The organism is Agromyces sp. NPDC058104, assembly GCF_042884835.1.
GTDB lineage: Bacteria > Actinomycetota > Actinomycetes > Actinomycetales > Microbacteriaceae > Agromyces.
In genome coordinates this window covers 631,628-647,929 of record NZ_JBHVTD010000001.1, presented here as the reverse complement: position 1 = coordinate 647,929, position 16,302 = coordinate 631,628, and the positions used below count along the sequence as shown (strand labels likewise).

General features: G+C 70.3%; 7 protein-coding genes. All 7 read left to right on the top strand.

Annotated features, from left to right (window positions below; all coding sequences use genetic code 11):
* Positions 1-128 precede the first annotated feature (128 nt).
* The 7 genes from rpoB (at position 129) to ACFVTH_RS03020 (ending at position 16,261) form a co-directional block, all read left to right on the top strand.
* A complete protein-coding gene (gene rpoB / locus ACFVTH_RS03050; protein ID WP_386939650.1) occupies positions 129-3,620 on the top strand; it encodes a DNA-directed RNA polymerase subunit beta in 3,492 nt (1,163 codons plus the stop codon).
* 43 nt (positions 3,621-3,663) lie between these two features.
* Positions 3,664-7,560: a DNA-directed RNA polymerase subunit beta' gene (gene rpoC / locus ACFVTH_RS03045; protein ID WP_387086622.1), complete on the top strand. Its 3,897-nt coding sequence runs from the start codon at positions 3,664-3,666 to the stop codon at positions 7,558-7,560.
* A 186-nt stretch (positions 7,561-7,746) separates the two neighbouring features.
* Complete coding sequence (locus ACFVTH_RS03040; RefSeq protein WP_387086620.1) at positions 7,747-8,910, top strand: hypothetical protein; 1,164 nt, start codon at positions 7,747-7,749, stop codon at positions 8,908-8,910.
* 162 nt (positions 8,911-9,072) lie between these two features.
* A complete protein-coding gene (locus tag ACFVTH_RS03035; protein WP_387086618.1) occupies positions 9,073-10,353 on the top strand; it encodes an RDD family protein in 1,281 nt (426 codons plus the stop codon).
* Between the two features lie 3 nt (positions 10,354-10,356).
* On the top strand, positions 10,357-14,847 hold the full coding sequence (locus ACFVTH_RS03030; RefSeq protein ID WP_387086616.1) for an FtsK/SpoIIIE domain-containing protein: 4,491 nt from the start codon (positions 10,357-10,359) through the stop codon (positions 14,845-14,847).
* Entirely contained in the window at positions 14,844-15,821 is a 978-nt protein-coding gene (locus tag ACFVTH_RS03025; RefSeq protein WP_387086614.1) for a hypothetical protein, read from the top strand. Before ACFVTH_RS03030 ends, ACFVTH_RS03025 begins: the two co-directional genes overlap by 4 nt.
* A gap of 149 nt (positions 15,822-15,970) precedes the next feature.
* Entirely contained in the window at positions 15,971-16,261 is a 291-nt protein-coding gene (locus tag ACFVTH_RS03020; protein WP_246192102.1) for a WXG100 family type VII secretion target, read from the top strand.
* Positions 16,262-16,302: the final 41 nt, after the last annotated feature.

The window sequence follows — 16,302 nt, the reverse complement described above, 5'->3', positions numbered from 1 at the left end:
CATATTGCGGTCGGCTTCGTGTGTGTCGAGATCCCGTGATCTCCGACGTCCCACCATGTCTGAGGGGTACTGAACTCACTCCGCTACCGACAGTGAACCGGCCCGACGGGGCCATGGAGGTTATTCACTTGGCTGCTGCGCGCAACGCAACCACGCCCACCCCCAAGAACGGACGCGGTGCAAGCCGCCTCTCGTTCGCGAAGATCGCCGATACCCTCACGGTACCCGACCTTCTCGCACTCCAGACCGAGAGCTTCGACTGGCTCGTCGGCAACGACGCGTGGAAGGCACGCGTCGCCGAGGCCCAGTCCGCCGGTCGCACCGACCTGCCCGAGACCACCGGCCTCGAGGAGATCTTCGAGGAGATCTCGCCCATCGAGGACCTCGGCGAGACCATGCAGCTCTCGTTCACGAACCCCGAGCTCGAGCCTCCGAAGTACACGATCGACGAGTGCAAGGAGAAGTCGAAGACCTACTCCGCCCCGCTCTACGTGAACGCGGAGTTCATGAACCACCTCACGGGTGAGATCAAGACCCAGACGGTCTTCATGGGCGACTTCCCGCTCATGACCCCCAAGGGCACGTTCGTCATCAACGGCACCGAGCGCGTCGTCGTCTCGCAGCTCGTCCGTTCGCCCGGCGTCTACTTCGAGCGCACCCCCGAGAAGACCTCCGACAAGGACATCTACTCGGCCCGCGTCATCCCGAGCCGCGGCGCGTGGCTCGAGTTCGAGATCGACAAGCGCGACCAGGTCGGCGTCCGCATCGACCGCAAGCGCAAGCAGTCGGTCACGGTCTTCCTGAAGGCCCTCGGCCTCACCTCCGAGGAGATCCTCGAGGAGTTCGCCGGTTACGAGTCGATCGCCCTCACCCTCGAGAAGGACAACATCCTCACGAAGGAAGAGGCGCTCAAGGACATCTACCGCAAGCTCCGTCCGGGCGAGCAGGTCGCCGCCGAGGCCGCGCGTGCGCTCCTCGACAACTTCTACTTCAACCCGAAGCGCTACGACCTCGCGAAGGTCGGCCGGTACAAGATCAACCAGAAGCTCGGCCTCGAGGCTCCCCTCACCGACTCGGTGCTGACGGTCCAGGACATCGTCGCCACGATCAAGTACCTCGTCGCCCTCCACGACGAGCGCGAGACGCTGCCCGGCCGCCGTGGCGGCAAGGCGGTCGACCTCCGCCTCGACGTCGACGACATCGACAACTTCGGCAACCGTCGCATCCGCGCGGTCGGCGAGCTCATCCAGAACCAGGTGCGCACGGGCCTCAGCCGCATGGAGCGCGTCGTCCGCGAGCGCATGACGACGCAGGACATCGAGGCGATCACCCCGCAGACCCTGATCAACGTGCGACCCGTCGTCGCGGCGATCAAGGAGTTCTTCGGCACCTCGCAGCTGTCGCAGTTCATGGACCAGAACAACCCGCTCGCGGGTCTGACCCACAAGCGCCGTCTCTCGGCGCTCGGCCCCGGCGGTCTCTCGCGAGACCGCGCCGGCGTCGAGGTCCGTGACGTCCACCCCTCGCACTACGGCCGCATGTGCCCGATCGAGACCCCTGAAGGCCCGAACATCGGCCTGATCGGCTCGCTCGCGTCGTTCGCGCGCATCAACTCCTTCGGCTTCATCGAGACGCCGTACCGCAAGGTCGTCGCAGGCAAGGTCACCGACCAGATCGACTACCTGACCGCGATGGAGGAGAACGACTTCATCGTCGCCCAGGCCAACGCGCCGCTCAAGGCCGACGGCCACTTCTCGGAGGAGCGCGTGCTCGCCCGTCAGAAGGGCGGCGAGGTCGACCTGATCCCCGCCGACGAGATCGGCTACATGGACGTCTCGCCGCGCCAGATGGTGTCGGTCGGCACCTCGCTCATCCCGTTCCTCGAGCACGACGACGCGAACCGCGCCCTCATGGGTGCGAACATGCAGCGTCAGGCCGTGCCGCTGCTGCGCAGCGACTCGCCGTACGTCGGCACCGGCATGGAGGGCTACGCCGCGATCGACGCCGGTGACGTCATCACCGCCGACAAGGCCGGTGTCGTCGCCGAGGTCTCGGCCGACTCCGTCACCGTCCAGCTCGACGAGGGCGGCACGCAGACCTACTTCCTGCGCAAGTTCGACCGCTCGAACCAGGGCACCTCGTACAACAACCGCGTCATCGTGAACGCGGGCGACCGCATCGAGGCCGGCGAGGTCATCGCCGACGGCCCTGCGACCGACAACGGCGAGCTCGCGCTCGGCAAGAACCTGCTCGTCGCGTTCATGCCGTGGGAGGGTCACAACTTCGAGGACGCGATCATCCTCAGCCAGAACCTGGTGAAGGACGACGTCCTCTCCTCGATCCACATCGAGGAGTACGAGGTCGACGCCCGCGACACCAAGCTCGGCAAGGAGGAGATCACCCGGGACCTCCCCAACGTGAGCCCCGACCTGCTCGCCGACCTCGACGAGCGCGGCATCATCCGCATCGGCGCCGAGGTCCGCCCCGGCGACATCCTCGTCGGCAAGGTCACGCCGAAGGGCGAGACCGAGCTCTCCGCCGAGGAGCGCCTCCTCCGCGCGATCTTCAACGAGAAGAGCCGCGAGGTGCGCGACACCTCGCTCAAGGTGCCTCACGGCGAGCAGGGCACGATCATCGCCGTCAAGGTGTTCGACTCGCAGGACGGCGACGACGAGCTCGGCTCGGGCGTCAACCAGCGCGTGGTCGTCTACATCGCCCAGAAGCGCAAGATCACCGAGGGCGACAAGCTCGCCGGCCGCCACGGCAACAAGGGCGTCATCTCGAAGATCCTCCCCGTCGAGGACATGCCGTTCCTCGCGGACGGCACGCCGGTCGACGTCGTGCTCAACCCGCTCGGCATCCCCGGTCGAATGAACTTCGGCCAGGTCCTCGAGACCCACCTCGGCTGGGTCGCGAAGCAGGGCTGGAAGGTCGAGGGCAAGCCGGCGTGGGCCAAGCGCCTGCCCGAGGCCGCCCACGAGGCCGCACCCGGCACCAAGGTCGCCACCCCGGTGTTCGACGGCGCGTTCGAGGAGGAGATCGCGGGTCTGCTCGACTCGACCCTCCCCAACCGCGACGGCGAGCGACTCATCGACTCGAGCGGCAAGACGCAGCTCTTCGACGGCCGCTCGGGCGAGCCCTTCCCGTACCCGGTCTCGGTCGGCTACATGTACATCCTGAAGCTGCACCACCTCGTCGACGACAAGATCCACGCGCGTTCGACGGGCCCGTACTCGATGATCACCCAGCAGCCGCTCGGTGGTAAGGCGCAGTTCGGTGGCCAGCGATTCGGTGAGATGGAGGTCTGGGCGCTCCAGGCCTACGGCGCCGCCTACGCGCTGCAGGAGCTCCTCACGATCAAGTCCGACGACATCCTCGGCCGCGTCAAGGTGTACGAGGCGATCGTCAAGGGCGAGAACATCCAGGAGCCCGGAATCCCCGAGTCCTTCAAGGTGCTCATGAAGGAGATGCAGTCGCTCTGCCTGAACGTCGAGGTGCTCTCGGCCGACGGCACGGCGGTCTCCCTCCGCGACACCGATGACGAGGCCTTCCGCGCTGCGGAAGAGCTCGGCATCAACATCTCCGCGCGCTTCGAGTCGTCGAACATCGACGAGATCTAAGCCAGGCCAGTAGACGACTACAGAGACTTTCCAAGGAGAGAAATTGCTCGACGCAACGACTTTTGACGAGCTTCGGATCGGCCTGGCCACCGCAGAGGACATCCGCAAGTGGTCCTACGGCGAAGTGAAGAAGCCCGAGACCATCAACTACCGCACCCTCAAGCCCGAGAAGGACGGTCTGTTCGGTGAGCAGATCTTCGGACCGAGCCGCGACTGGGAGTGCGCCTGCGGCAAGTACAAGCGCGTGCGCTTCAAGGGCATCGTGTGCGAGCGCTGCGGCGTGGAGGTCACCAAGTCCTCCGTCCGCCGCGAGCGCATGGGCCACATCGAGCTCGCCGCCCCCGTCACGCACATCTGGTACTTCAAGGGTGTGCCCAGCCGACTCGGCTACCTGCTCGACATGGCGCCGAAGGACCTCGAGAAGGTCATCTACTTCGCCGCCTACATGGTGATCGACGTCGATGACGAGGGCCGTCACGCCGACATGCCCGGCCTCGAGAACGAGCTCCGGCTCGAGATCAAGACCATCGGCGACCAGCGCGACGCCCGCATCGCGACGCTCATGGCCCGCAAGGAGGAGGAGCTCGCAGCCCTCGAGGCCGAGGGCGCCAAGAGCGACCAGCGCAAGCGCGCCGAGGCCGCCGCCGACAAGGAGATGACGCAGGTCCGCAAGTCGGGCGACGAGCAGATCGCGCACCTCGAGCGCGTGTGGGAGGCCTTCCGCACCCTCAAGGTCGGCGACCTCAAGCCCGAGGACTCCGACTTCCACGAGCTCCAGGACCGCTTCGGCATGTACTTCGACGCCTACATGGGCGCCGAGGCCATCAAGAAGCGCCTCGAGGCGTTCGACCTGGCCGCCGAGGCGGAGGACCTGCACCTGCAGATCGCCGAGGGCAAGGGCCAGAAGAAGATCCGAGCGATCAAGCGCCTGCGCGTCGTCAACTCGTTCCTCGCCACGGGCAACTCGCCCGCCGCGATGGTGCTCGACGTCGTGCCGGTGATCCCGCCCGAGCTCCGCCCGATGGTGCAGCTCGACGGCGGCCGCTTCGCGACCTCCGACCTCAACGACCTCTACCGTCGTGTGATCAACCGCAACAACCGCCTTCGTCGCCTGCTCGACCTCGGTGCCCCCGAGATCATCGTCAACAACGAGAAGCGGATGCTGCAGGAGGCCGTCGACGCGCTGTTCGACAACGGCCGTCGTGGCCGCCCGGTCACGGGTACCGGCAACCGTGCCCTCAAGTCCCTGAGCGACATGCTCAAGGGCAAGCAGGGTCGCTTCCGCCAGAACCTGCTCGGCAAGCGCGTCGACTACTCGGGCCGTTCGGTCATCGTCGTCGGCCCGCAGCTGAAGCTGCACCAGTGCGGTCTGCCCAAGCAGATGGCGCTCGAGCTCTTCAAGCCGTTCGTGATCAAGCGCCTGATCGACCTGAGCCACGCTCAGAACATCAAGGCCGCCAAGCGCATGGTCGAGCGTTCGCGCCCGCAGGTGTGGGACGTCCTCGAGGAGATCATCCGCGAGCGCCCCGTGCTGCTGAACCGTGCGCCCACGCTGCACCGTCTCGGCATCCAGGCGTTCGAGCCGCAGCTCGTCGAGGGCAAGGCCATCCAGCTCCACCCGCTCGTCTGCGCCGCCTTCAACGCGGACTTCGACGGCGACCAGATGGCCGTGCACCTTCCGCTCTCGGTCGAGGCCCAGGCCGAGGCGCGCATCCTCATGCTCGCCTCGAACAACATCCTGAAGCCGTCGGACGGCCGTCCGGTGACCCTGCCCTCGCAGGACATGATCATCGGCCTGCACCACCTGACGACCGAGAAGCCCGGCGCAGCCGGCGAGGGCCGCGCGTTCTCGTCGATCGCCGAGGCGATCCTCGCGTTCGACCAGAACCGCCCCGGCGACCTCGAGCTCGACCTCGGCGCCAAGGTGAAGATCCGTCTCGACGGTCTCTACTTCGGCGAGGGCGACGAGCCCGAGGGCTTCGAGCAGGGCAAGCCGTTCCTCATGGAGACGACCCTCGGTCGCGCGCTCTTCAACGAGGCGCTCCCGGTCGACTACCCGTACTTCAACCGCCAGGCCGGCAAGGGCCAGATCTCGGAGATCGTCAACGACCTCGCCGAGCGCTACCCGAAGACCGAGGTGGCCGCGACCCTCGACCGCATCAAGGACGCCGGCTTCCGCTGGGCGACCCGTTCGGGCGTGACCGTCGCGCTCTCCGACATCATCACGCCCCCCACCAAGGGCGAGATCGTGTCGAAGTACGAGAAGCAGGCCGCCAAGGTGCAGTCGCAGTTCGAGAAGGGTCTCACGACCGACCTCGAGCGTCGTCAGGAGCTCATCCAGATCTGGACCAAGGCCACCGACGAGGTCGCCAAGGCCATGCAGGAGAACTTCCCGACCGACAACACCATCAACCGCATGGTGACCTCGGGCGCTCGTGGTAACTGGCTGCAGGTGCGCAACATCGCCGGCATGCGAGGCCTCGTGAACAACCCGAAGGGTGAGATCATCCCTCGCCCGATCATCTCGAGCTACCGCGAGGGCCTCTCGGTCGCCGAGTACTTCATCGCGACGCACGGTGCCCGTAAGGGTCTGGCCGACACGGCCCTCCGTACGGCCGACTCGGGTTACCTCACGCGTCGTCTGGTGGATGTCTCGCAGGACGTCATCATCCGCGAGGAGGACTGCGGCACGTCGAAGGGCCTCGAGCTCCCGATCGCCACCGTCGACTCCTCGGGCGAGCTCGTCCGCGACCCGAACGTCGAGAACTCGGTGTTCGCCCGTTCGCTCGCCGCCGACGCGGTGAACGCCAAGGGCGAGGTCGTGGCCGAGGCCGGCAGCGATGTCGGCGACGTGCTCATCAACGAGCTCATCGCCGCGGGCGTCGAGTCGATCCGGGTCCGCTCGGTGCTCACCTGCGAGTCCGCCGTCGGCGTCTGCGCGAAGTGCTACGGCCGTTCGCTCGCGACCGGCAAGCTCGTCGACATCGGCGAGGCCGTCGGCATCATCGCGGCCCAGTCGATCGGTGAGCCCGGCACGCAGCTGACGATGCGTACCTTCCACACCGGTGGTTCGGCCTCGGCCGACGACATCACGCAGGGTCTTCCCCGCGTGCAGGAGCTCTTCGAGGCCCGTACCCCCAAGGGTGCGTCGCCGATCGTCGAGGCCCCCGGTCGCATCACGATCGACGAGACCGACAAGCAGCGCAAGGTCATCCTCACGCCCGACAACGGCGACGAGCCGATCGCGTACAACGTGCTCAAGCGCTCGACGCTGCTCGTCGAGGACGGCCAGCACGTCGAGCTCGGCCAGCAGCTGATCGTCGGCACCGTCGACCCGAAGGAGGTCCTCCGGGTCAAGGGCGTCCGCGAGGTGCAGAAGCACCTCGTGAACGGCGTGCAGGACGTCTACCGCTCGCAGGGCGTGCCGATCCACGACAAGCACATCGAGGTCATCGTGCGCCAGATGCTGCGCAAGGTCACCGTCGTCGACCACGGCGACACCGACCTGCTGCCCGGTGAGCTCGTCGACCGCCTGAAGTACAACGAGATCAACCGCGCGTCGCTCACCGAGGGCAAGAAGACGGCCTCGGCCCGCCAGGAGGTCATGGGTATCACCAAGGCCTCGCTCGCGACCGAGTCGTGGCTGTCGGCCGCGTCCTTCCAGGAGACGACCCGCGTGCTCACGCAGGCCGCCATGGAGGGCAAGAGCGACCCGCTGGTCGGCCTCAAGGAGAACGTGATCATCGGAAAGCTGATCCCGGCGGGTACGGGCCTCGGCAAGTACCGGAACGTCGCGGTCGAGGCCACGGAGGAGGCGAAGGCGGAGCGGTACCCGAACCGCATCTTCACCGACGACGCGGCCTTCAGCGAGGGCGACCTCAGCTTCGTCGACTTCGACGCGTTCTCGAGCGACGACTTCACGCCCGGCAACTACAGCTGAACCCGGTGATCGCGGCGGCGCGCAACGCCGTCGCGTGATCCAGACGAAGGGCCCCGGAGCGATCCGGGGCCCTTCGCCGTCTCCGGGGAAACCCCGCAGGATCCGCGCGGCGCGGGCCCGCGACGGCCCTCGCGGCGATACAGTTGGCGCACCGCGGGCGCGTGGGCGCCCGGAAGGAGCGCGATCATGAGCAGCACGACTCCCGGATCCGGGTCCGACGACGACGTGCGCCGCGACGAGGCCGGCGAGCCCGAGGCGGCCGCCGCCGCGAGCGGCGTCGACGAGACTCCGGTCGCGAGCGACGACGAGACACGGCCCGCCGACGAGCGGCCCGCCGACGAGTGGGCCGACGATCGCGCCGAGACCGCCGCTGACGTGACCCCGGCCGAGACCGATGCGGTCCCCGCGGAGCCGGTCGCGCCCGCCGCCGACGACGAGCCCGCGCCGGTGCACGGCGCGGGAGCCGTCGAGCCGGATGCCACGACTCCGGATGCCACGACTCCCGCCGCGTTCGAGGAGCCCGAGCCCGAGGCATCCCGAGCGTCGGAGACGAGCGCGCTCGACGCGGCCGTCCTGCGCGCGAACGCCGGTGCGGACCGCTCCGCCGACGACGAGGACCGCAACGGCATCGACGACGCCGATGCCACGCCGCAGCCGGTGGCGGCGGGCTCCGTCCGTCGCGAGACCTACGTGCCCGCCTCGACGGCCGCCGTCGCGACCGCCTCGGGTGCGGCCACGCTCGCGCCCGAGCCGGTCGCCGAGCCGGCACCCGCGCTCGGCGCGCAGACCGTCTACGTCCAGGCGCCCGAGCCGCCGCGGGCGAAGGGCAACCGCGGGTTCGGCGTCCTCGTCGCGCTCACCGGCTCAGCCCTCTTCGCGGCGCTGTACGCGGGCATCGCCTACCTGCTGCTCCTCAGCCAGGGCGACCCGGCCCAGGTGAACACGGTCTTCCTCGAACGCTTCCTGGCGAAGCCGGTGTACTGGGTGCCGATCGTCGCCTTCTTCGCCGGCTTCGCGCTGCTGGCCGCGATCGTCAATCGCGGACGCTGGTGGGCGTATGTCGTCTTCGGCCTGCTCGTCGGCGTGCTCGTGTACTTCTCGTACCTCGGGGGAGCGCTGCTCACCGTCGAGGCGTGGACGCTCACCTTCGACGAGGCGCAGTCGTTCATCGCCCAGCGCTGGCTCGACCCGTTCGCGATCGTCGCGGCGCTGATCGCCCGCGAGATCCCGATCTGGCTCGGCGGGTGGATCGCCGCCCGCGGGCGCACGGTGACGGAGCGCAACCGCGTCGCGCTGGAGGCGTACGACCGCGAGCTGGCCGCCGGGCCGCAGCCGCAGCCGCTGCGCTGATCCCGTTCGCCGCGGGGGCTGTGCACAACGCACGGCGGAGCCGGAGGCTGCGGGTACGCTCGTCAGACGGGGATGGTGAGCCCTCCCCATCGACAGCGTGCCCACGATCGGGTTGGGTAGCAGCTTGGACCACCCTGCCGACCTGCCGACTCGAGGAGCGACGTGAGCGTCACCATGGACATCGATGACGAGCCCACGCCCGGTCTCCGACCCGATGGTCGTCCCGATCCCGCGTACGCGAGGGCGCTCGGCCTCGTGCCCGCCCCCGCCGGTCGACGGGCGGGTGCCTTCGCGCTCGACGCCGCGGTCTGGGCGGTGCTCGCGACGCCGACCGTGGTCGGGGTGCTCCTGCTGGCCGAACCCGTGCTCGCCTCGGGCGGCGACCCGACGCGTCTCGGCGGCGCTGCGGCGGGGCCGCTCATCGCCATCGCCGTCGGCCAGGCGCTCACCCTCGTCTTCGGGCTCGTGCAGCTCATCCTGCACGGCCGGTTCGGCGTGACCCTCGGCAAGGCCGCGGCCGGGCTCCGCTCGGTGAGCGTGCGCGACTTCGGGCCGGCCGGCTTCTGGCGCGTCGTGCTGCGCGCGCTCGTGCTCTGGGCGGCCAAGCTCGTCCTGCCCTTCATCGGCCCGGCGATCCTCTTCGCCTCCGGCTCGTGGGATCCCGAGCAGCGCGGGCGTTCGTGGCTCGACCGGGTGGGCGGATGCTACGTGGTCGACGCGCGGCGAGCACTCGACCCGTTCGACGCCCGGGCCATGCGGCGCGCGCGCCGCGTCGCGGCCGCACCGCCCGAGGCGGAGGCGGTCCGGCTTCCGTCGCTCGCGAGCGACCGGCCGCTCGGCGAGGTGTTCCAGATTCCCGCCGAGCGCTCGAGCTCGGGCGTCGTGTCGCCCGGGGTGGCGAGCCACGACGCGTGGACGCCGCCGCCGATCGGCGGCGAGGCCGGCCCCGTTCCTCCGGCCGCGCCGGCTCCGGGGGCGATGCCGTCCGTACCGTCGACGCTTCCCCCGGCCCCGGCTGTTCCGCCCCGCGCAGCGCCGGCATCGCCCCCGACGCCGCCCGCGGTCGTCCCGCCCGCCGTCTCGCAGCCCGCGGGGCCCTCGGCGCCCGCCCGCGTCGTGCTCCGCTTCGACGACGGCACCGTCGTCGAGGCATCCGCGTTCGGCCTGCTCGGCCGCGCCCCCGACGCCGGACCGGGCGCGACCGCCCAGCTGCTGCCCGTCGACGACCCGTCGAAGCGGATCTCGAAGGTGCACGCGGAGTTCGGGGCCGTCGACGGCGGCTTCTGGATCGCCGACCGGGGCTCGACCAACGGCACCGAGGTGCGCCTGCCCGACGGGCGGGTCGTCGACCTGGTTCCGGGCGTGCGCACGCCGCTCGCGCCCGGTGCGCTCGTGGTCGTGGGCGGTCGCAGTTTCACCATCACGAGCGAGCCCGGAAGGTAAGGCATGAAGCTCAAACTCGGACTCCGCCGTCAGCAGGGAGCCCCGGTCGACCTCGTCATCACGGCCGACGCGACCGCGACCGTCGGCGACGTCGCCAGGGCGATCGCCACGAACGATCCGAGCACCGCGGTGCTCGGCAGCGTCTCGGGGGTGACGCTCGCGGTCGCGCCCCCGACCTCGAGCGAGCCGGTCGTGCTCGATCCGCAGGTGCTCATCGGCGACGCCCCGATCGGGTCCGGCTTCAACGCCGCCGTCGTGGCGCACGCGCCCCGTCCGAACGGCGCGACCGCCGAGGCGGTCGCCGTCATGCGCGTGCACTCGGGTGCCGACGCCGGGCGCGAGTTCGGGCTGCCCCGCGGGGCGAGCATCGTCGGGCGCGGCGCCGACGCCGACCTCGTGCTCGCCGACTCCCTCGTCTCCAAGCGGCACGCCCGCATCGAGGTCGACCACTCGATCGAGCTCGTCGACCTCAACTCGGCGAACGGGCTCCTCGTCGACGGCGGACTCGTGCAGCGCGTGCGCGTCATCCCTGGGCAGATCATCACCATCGGCGCGACCGAGGTCTCCTTCGACCTCGCCGCGAGCGCCGCAGGCGCACCCGACGCCTCCGTGCTCGAGCGCGGCGGCGCGCTCATGTTCAACCGCTCTCCGAGGGTCGAGGTGCGCTACCCGGGCACCGAGCACCGGCACCCGGTGATCCCGTCCGAGGCCGAGCCGCGGATGTTCCCGTGGCCGATGATCATGGCGCCCGTGCTGCTCGGCCTCGCGATGTTCGCGATGACCCAGCGGCCGACGTCGCTGCTCATCGTGGTCATGGCCCCGCTCATGATGCTCGGCAACTTCGTGGGGCAGCGCACCCAGCAGGGCAAGAAGCTGCGGCTCGAGATCGAGACCTTCGAGACGCAGATCGAAGACCTCGAGGAGTCGCTCCGCACCGAGACGATCGTCGAACGCGAGCGCCGGCACGACGAGGCTCCCGCGGTCGCGCACGTGTACGAGCAGGCCATGCGGCTCGGCCCGCTCCTCTGGACGCGCCGGCCCGAGCACTGGAACTTCCTCGGACTGCGGCTCGGCGTGGGCCGGGCGCGCAGCCGCAACACGATCGCCGAGTCGAACGACCAGCGCGGCATCGCCCGCTATGCGAAGCAGGTCGACGTGCTCCGCAACCGCCACGCGCGCATCGACGACGTGCCGCTCATCGAGCTGCTGCCCGCCTCAGGCGCGATCGGCATCGCAGGCCCGCGGCACCTCGCGGCCGACGTGCTGCGCGGTCTCGGTGTGCAGCTGTTCGGCCTGCACGCCCCGAACGAGCTCATCACCACCGCGATCGTCGATCCGGCGTGGGCGAAGGAGCTCGAGTGGATGAAGTGGCTCCCGCACACCACGAGCCCCCGCTCGCCGTTCGCCGAGATGGCCCTGGCCGACAGCCAGTCGGCCGGCACTGCGCTCCTCAACGGGCTCGAGGAGTCGATCATGTCGCGGCTGTCGGGCTCGCCCGGCCGGCGCGGGCCGCTGCGGCTGCCCGAGACGAGCATGGAGCGCGGCGCCAAGGTCGGCGAGGAGATCGGATCCAACCGGGAGGCCGCCTCCGACCTCGCCCTCGTGCTCGTCGCGTCGAACGACGCGCCCGTCGACCGCCCCCGCCTCACGCAGCTGATCGAGCGCGGCGCCGACGTCGGCGTGTACACGATCTTCCTCGCCCCGACGGTCGAGTCGCTGCCGGCCGCGTGCCGTACCTACATCGACGCCTCGGAGGGGCTCGACCGCGCCAAGGTCGGCTACGTCCGCGCGGGCGAGCAGTACGAGCAGGTCGCGATCGAGGGGGTCTCGAACCAGTACGCCGAGGTCTTCGCGAAACGGCTGGCTCCTGTCGCCGACTCCAGCTCGGTCACCGCCGACTCGTCGGACCTGCCGCGGAGCGTGTCGTTCCTGAAGCTCATCGGCACCGAGATGGCCGCGCAGCCGCTCTCGGTGGCCGAGCGCTGGCGCCAGAACAACTCGATCCTCGACCGGTCGCGCGGCCACCGCCCCCGGCTGAAGCGCGCCGGCACCCTGAAGGCCTACATCGGCCAGGGCAGTCCCGACGCGATGTCGCTCGACCTGCGTACGCAGGGCCCGCACGCCCTCGTCGGCGGCACCACCGGTTCGGGCAAGTCCGAGTTCCTGCAGGCGTGGGTGCTCGGCATGGCCGCCGAGTACAGTCCCGACCGCGTGACCTTCCTCTTCGTCGACTACAAGGGCGGTTCGGCCTTCGCCGACTGCGTCGAGCTGCCGCACTGCGTCGGACTCGTGACCGACCTGAGCCCGCACCTCGTGCGGCGCGCGCTCACGAGCCTCCGCGCAGAGCTGCACCATCGCGAGCACCTCTTCAATCGCAAGAAGGCGAAGGACCTGCTCGAGCTCGAGAAGCGCCAGGACCCCGAGACGCCGCCGGCGCTCGTGCTCGTGATCGACGAGTTCGCGGCGCTCGCGGGCGAGGTCCCCGAGTTCGTCGACGGCGTCGTCGACATCGCCCAGCGCGGTCGCTCGCTCGGCATCCACCTGATCATGGCGACCCAGCGGCCGGCCGGCGTCATCAAGGACAACCTGCGGGCGAACACCAATCTCCGCGTCGCGCTGCGCATGGCCGACGAGTCCGACTCGAACGACGTCGTCGGCGACCCGGTCGCGGGCACGTTCGACCCGTCGATCCCCGGTCGCGGCATCGCGAAGACGGGGCCGGGCCGGCTCGTGCCCTTCCAGTCGGGCTACGCCGGCGGATGGACGACGGACACGCCCGAACAGGCGCAGGTGAAGGTCGCCGAGCTGCGCTTCGGCTCGATCACCCTCTGGGAGTCCGACAACGAGCAGGAGTCGGACTCGCACGACGAGGACCTCGGCCCGAACGACCAGAAGCGGCTCGTCGCGTCGCTCGTGACGGCGGCGGCCGACAGCCGCATCCCCGCGCCGCGGCGCCCGTGGCTCGACGAGCTCGCGTCGACCGTCGACCTCGCGGAGCTCGCACTCGACGGCGACGCCCGCATCCCGCTCGGGCGCGCCGACATCCCCGAGCGGCAGCTGCAGGAGGCCGTCTACTTCGAGCCCGACACCGACGGGCACCTGCTCGTCTACGGAACGAGCGGCGCGGGCAAGACGACCGTGCTGCGCACGATCGCGGTCGCGGCGGGCGCCCGGCCCGAACTCGGTCGCGTGCACGTCTACGGCCTCGACTTCGGCACCGGATCGCTGCGATCGCTCGAGTCGCTCCCGCAGGTCGGCTCGATCGTGCCCGGCGACGACGCGGAGCGCGTGCAACGACTGCTGAAGACCCTGCGCGGCATGCTCGACGACCGTGCGAAGCGGTTCTCCGCGGTCAACGCCGCGAGCCTCACGGAGTATCGGGCGATCACCGGTCGTGACGAGCCTCGGATCCTCGTGCTCATCGACGGGTTCGGCACCTTCAAGCAGGAGTGGGAGGGCACGTCGGCCCGCGCGCCGTTCTACAACGTGTTCATGCGCATGCTCGGCGAGGGCCGCCCGCTCGGCATCCACGCCGTCGCCACGGCCGACCGCTACGGCGCCGTGCCCACGGCGGTGAGCGCCAACGTCAACCGCCGGGTGGTGCTCCGGCTCGCGGACGAAAGCTCGTACGCGATCCTCGGCGCCCCGAAGGACGTGCTCAACGAGCGCAGCGCGCCCGGTCGCGCGATCGTCGACGGGCTCGAGACGCAGATCGCCGTGCTCGGCGGCACCACGAACGTCGCCGAGCAGACGCAGGCGATGGAGGCCTTCGCCGCCGCGCTGCGCGAGCGCGGGGCATCCGAGGCACCCGAGATCGGCTCGCTGCCGACCGAGCTCAGCACCGCCGAGCTGCCCGACTCGATCGACGGCGCGCCGGTCATCGGCGTCGCCGACGACGTGCTCGGCCCCAAGGGCTTCGAGCCGATGGGCACCTTCGTGGTCGCGGGTCCGCCGCAGAGCGGCAAGACCAACGCACTGCGGGCGCTCATCGGGGCGGTCGCCCGCTTCGATCCCGAGACCGAGTTCTTCCACTTCGGCGGGCGACGGGCCGCACTTCGCGAGGCACGGCCCTGGCGACGCACGGCATCGTCGATCGAGGACGCCCGGGCGCTCGCGAAGGAGCTCAAGGAGCTCGTCGCCGACGAGTCGATCACGAAGCGCATCATGATCGTCGTCGAGAACATCACCGAGTTCGGCGACACCGACGCCGAGCGCCCGATGAAGGAGCTGTTCCAGGCGGTCAACCGCAGCGAGCACTTCCTCATCGGCGACGGCGACGTCTCGCAGCTCTCGAGCGGCTACGGACTCGTCGGCGAGCTCAAGGCGGGCCGTCGCGGCATCGCCCTGCGCCCCGAGACCTACGACGGCGACTCGCTCTTCAAGGTGCCGTTCCCGAAGGTCGCGCGACACGAGTTCCCGGCCGGTCGCGGCATCTTCGTCGAGAACGGCCGATTCGTGACGGTGCAGCTGCCCCTGGTCGAGGTCGCACGATGAGCGGCGGCCGCCGCGGCGGCAGCGGCGAGGCCGGCGACGTCGGCGCGGCGACGACCGCGCCGTGGATCTCCGTCGTCGAGCGCGTCCCGGCGGCCGCGCACGTCGTCGCCGAACTCGGCGACCGAGGCGACGCCCGTCGCCGTTCCGTGCGCGGGTACGCCGAGGGCGACGGCGTCGACGACGGACTCGGAATCGTCCCCATCGTGCTGGCGCTCCAGCGCGAGGCCGCCGCGCCTGCACTCCGCCCGTCGCTCGAGGCGCTCGCCGAGCGCGACGCGGAGGCGCGTATCGAGGCGATCCGCCGTTCGGACGAGCAGTTCGTCGCCGGCGTCGCCGGCTCGGGGTCGGGCCGCACGGCGGCCCGCTCGATGTGGCCCATCGCCCTCGCGACGATCGCCGCGATCGCCGGGCCGGTGCTCGCCTTCCCCGCGAAGAACGGCGGCTTCCTGCTCGACGCCGAGTCGGCGGCGATGTGGGGCGGCGCGGTCTCGCTCGCTGCGGCGGCCTGGATGGCGTTCGCCGAGCCGCGACGGCGCGACGTGCTCGCGCTGCACTACCCGCCGAGGTTCCTCGTCCTCCTCGCGGTGGTCGCCGGCGTCGGCCTCGGCATGCTGTGGTGGCAGGTCGCGCGCGACGGCTGGTGGGTGACCTGGCCCGTCGTCGTGGGCTCGCTCATGTTCCTGGGCGCGATCGTGCTCGAGCTCCGGGCGTTCGCGGAGTTCCGCGCCTGGCATCGTCGCCACGCCCCCGAGGCCACGGCGTTCGCCGAGCAGGCCCTCGCCGACGCCGATGCCGAGTTCGCGCGGCTCGACGTGGAGTCCCTCGCCGCGCTCGGAGCCGTGCTCGCCGCCGAACCCGCCGATGACGCGCTGTTCCGGCGCGCCGCCGTCGTGGACGGACTGGGCGTGCTCTACTTGCGCGGGCGCCTCGACGCCGAGCTCGCGGAGGAGTGCCTGGCGCGCGGGCTGCTCTGAGCCGCGGCCGGCCCAGCCGGGCGTGTGCCGCGCCGGGCGCGGTGGTGCTCGGGATGGGGAGTGCTGCCCATTCTCGTGGTTCGGGGGGTGCGGTTAGTCTCATGGAGGTCGCCCGTCCGGGTGGCGGAGAATTCTGATGGATGGGGTTGATGATGGCTGATTTCAAGGCGTCGTACGGTGAGATGGAGTCGATGGCCGGTCGTCTCGACTCGGGCCGTGAGGAGATCGGCGACGTGCTGCGTCGTCTGAAGGACGATGTGGACCGTCTCCTGGGTGACGACTTCAAGACGCAGCACGCGTCGGGCAAGTTCGGCGAGGGCTACACCGAGCTGACGACCGGTCTGGAGAAGGCGATCGAGGGCATCTCCGACATGGGCGAGTCGCTGCGCAAGATGATGCAGGCGATCAAGGACACCGACCAGGCGCTCGCCGGCAACTAGTCCTCGGCATTCCGGCGGGCGCGGCAACGGCCGCGCCCGCC

Bases quoted from the DNA above. Each gene is read 5' to 3' on its own strand.
- ACFVTH_RS03040 (WP_387086620.1), top strand. From the start codon at position 7,747: ATGAGCAGCACGACTCCCGGATCCGGGTCCGACGACGACGTGCGCCGC.
- ACFVTH_RS03030 (WP_387086616.1), top strand. From the start codon at position 10,357: ATGAAGCTCAAACTCGGACTCCGCCGTCAGCAGGGAGCCCCGGTCGAC.
- ACFVTH_RS03025 (WP_387086614.1), top strand. From the start codon at position 14,844: ATGAGCGGCGGCCGCCGCGGCGGCAGCGGCGAGGCCGGCGACGTCGGC.
- ACFVTH_RS03020 (WP_246192102.1), top strand. From the start codon at position 15,971: ATGATGGCTGATTTCAAGGCGTCGTACGGTGAGATGGAGTCGATGGCC.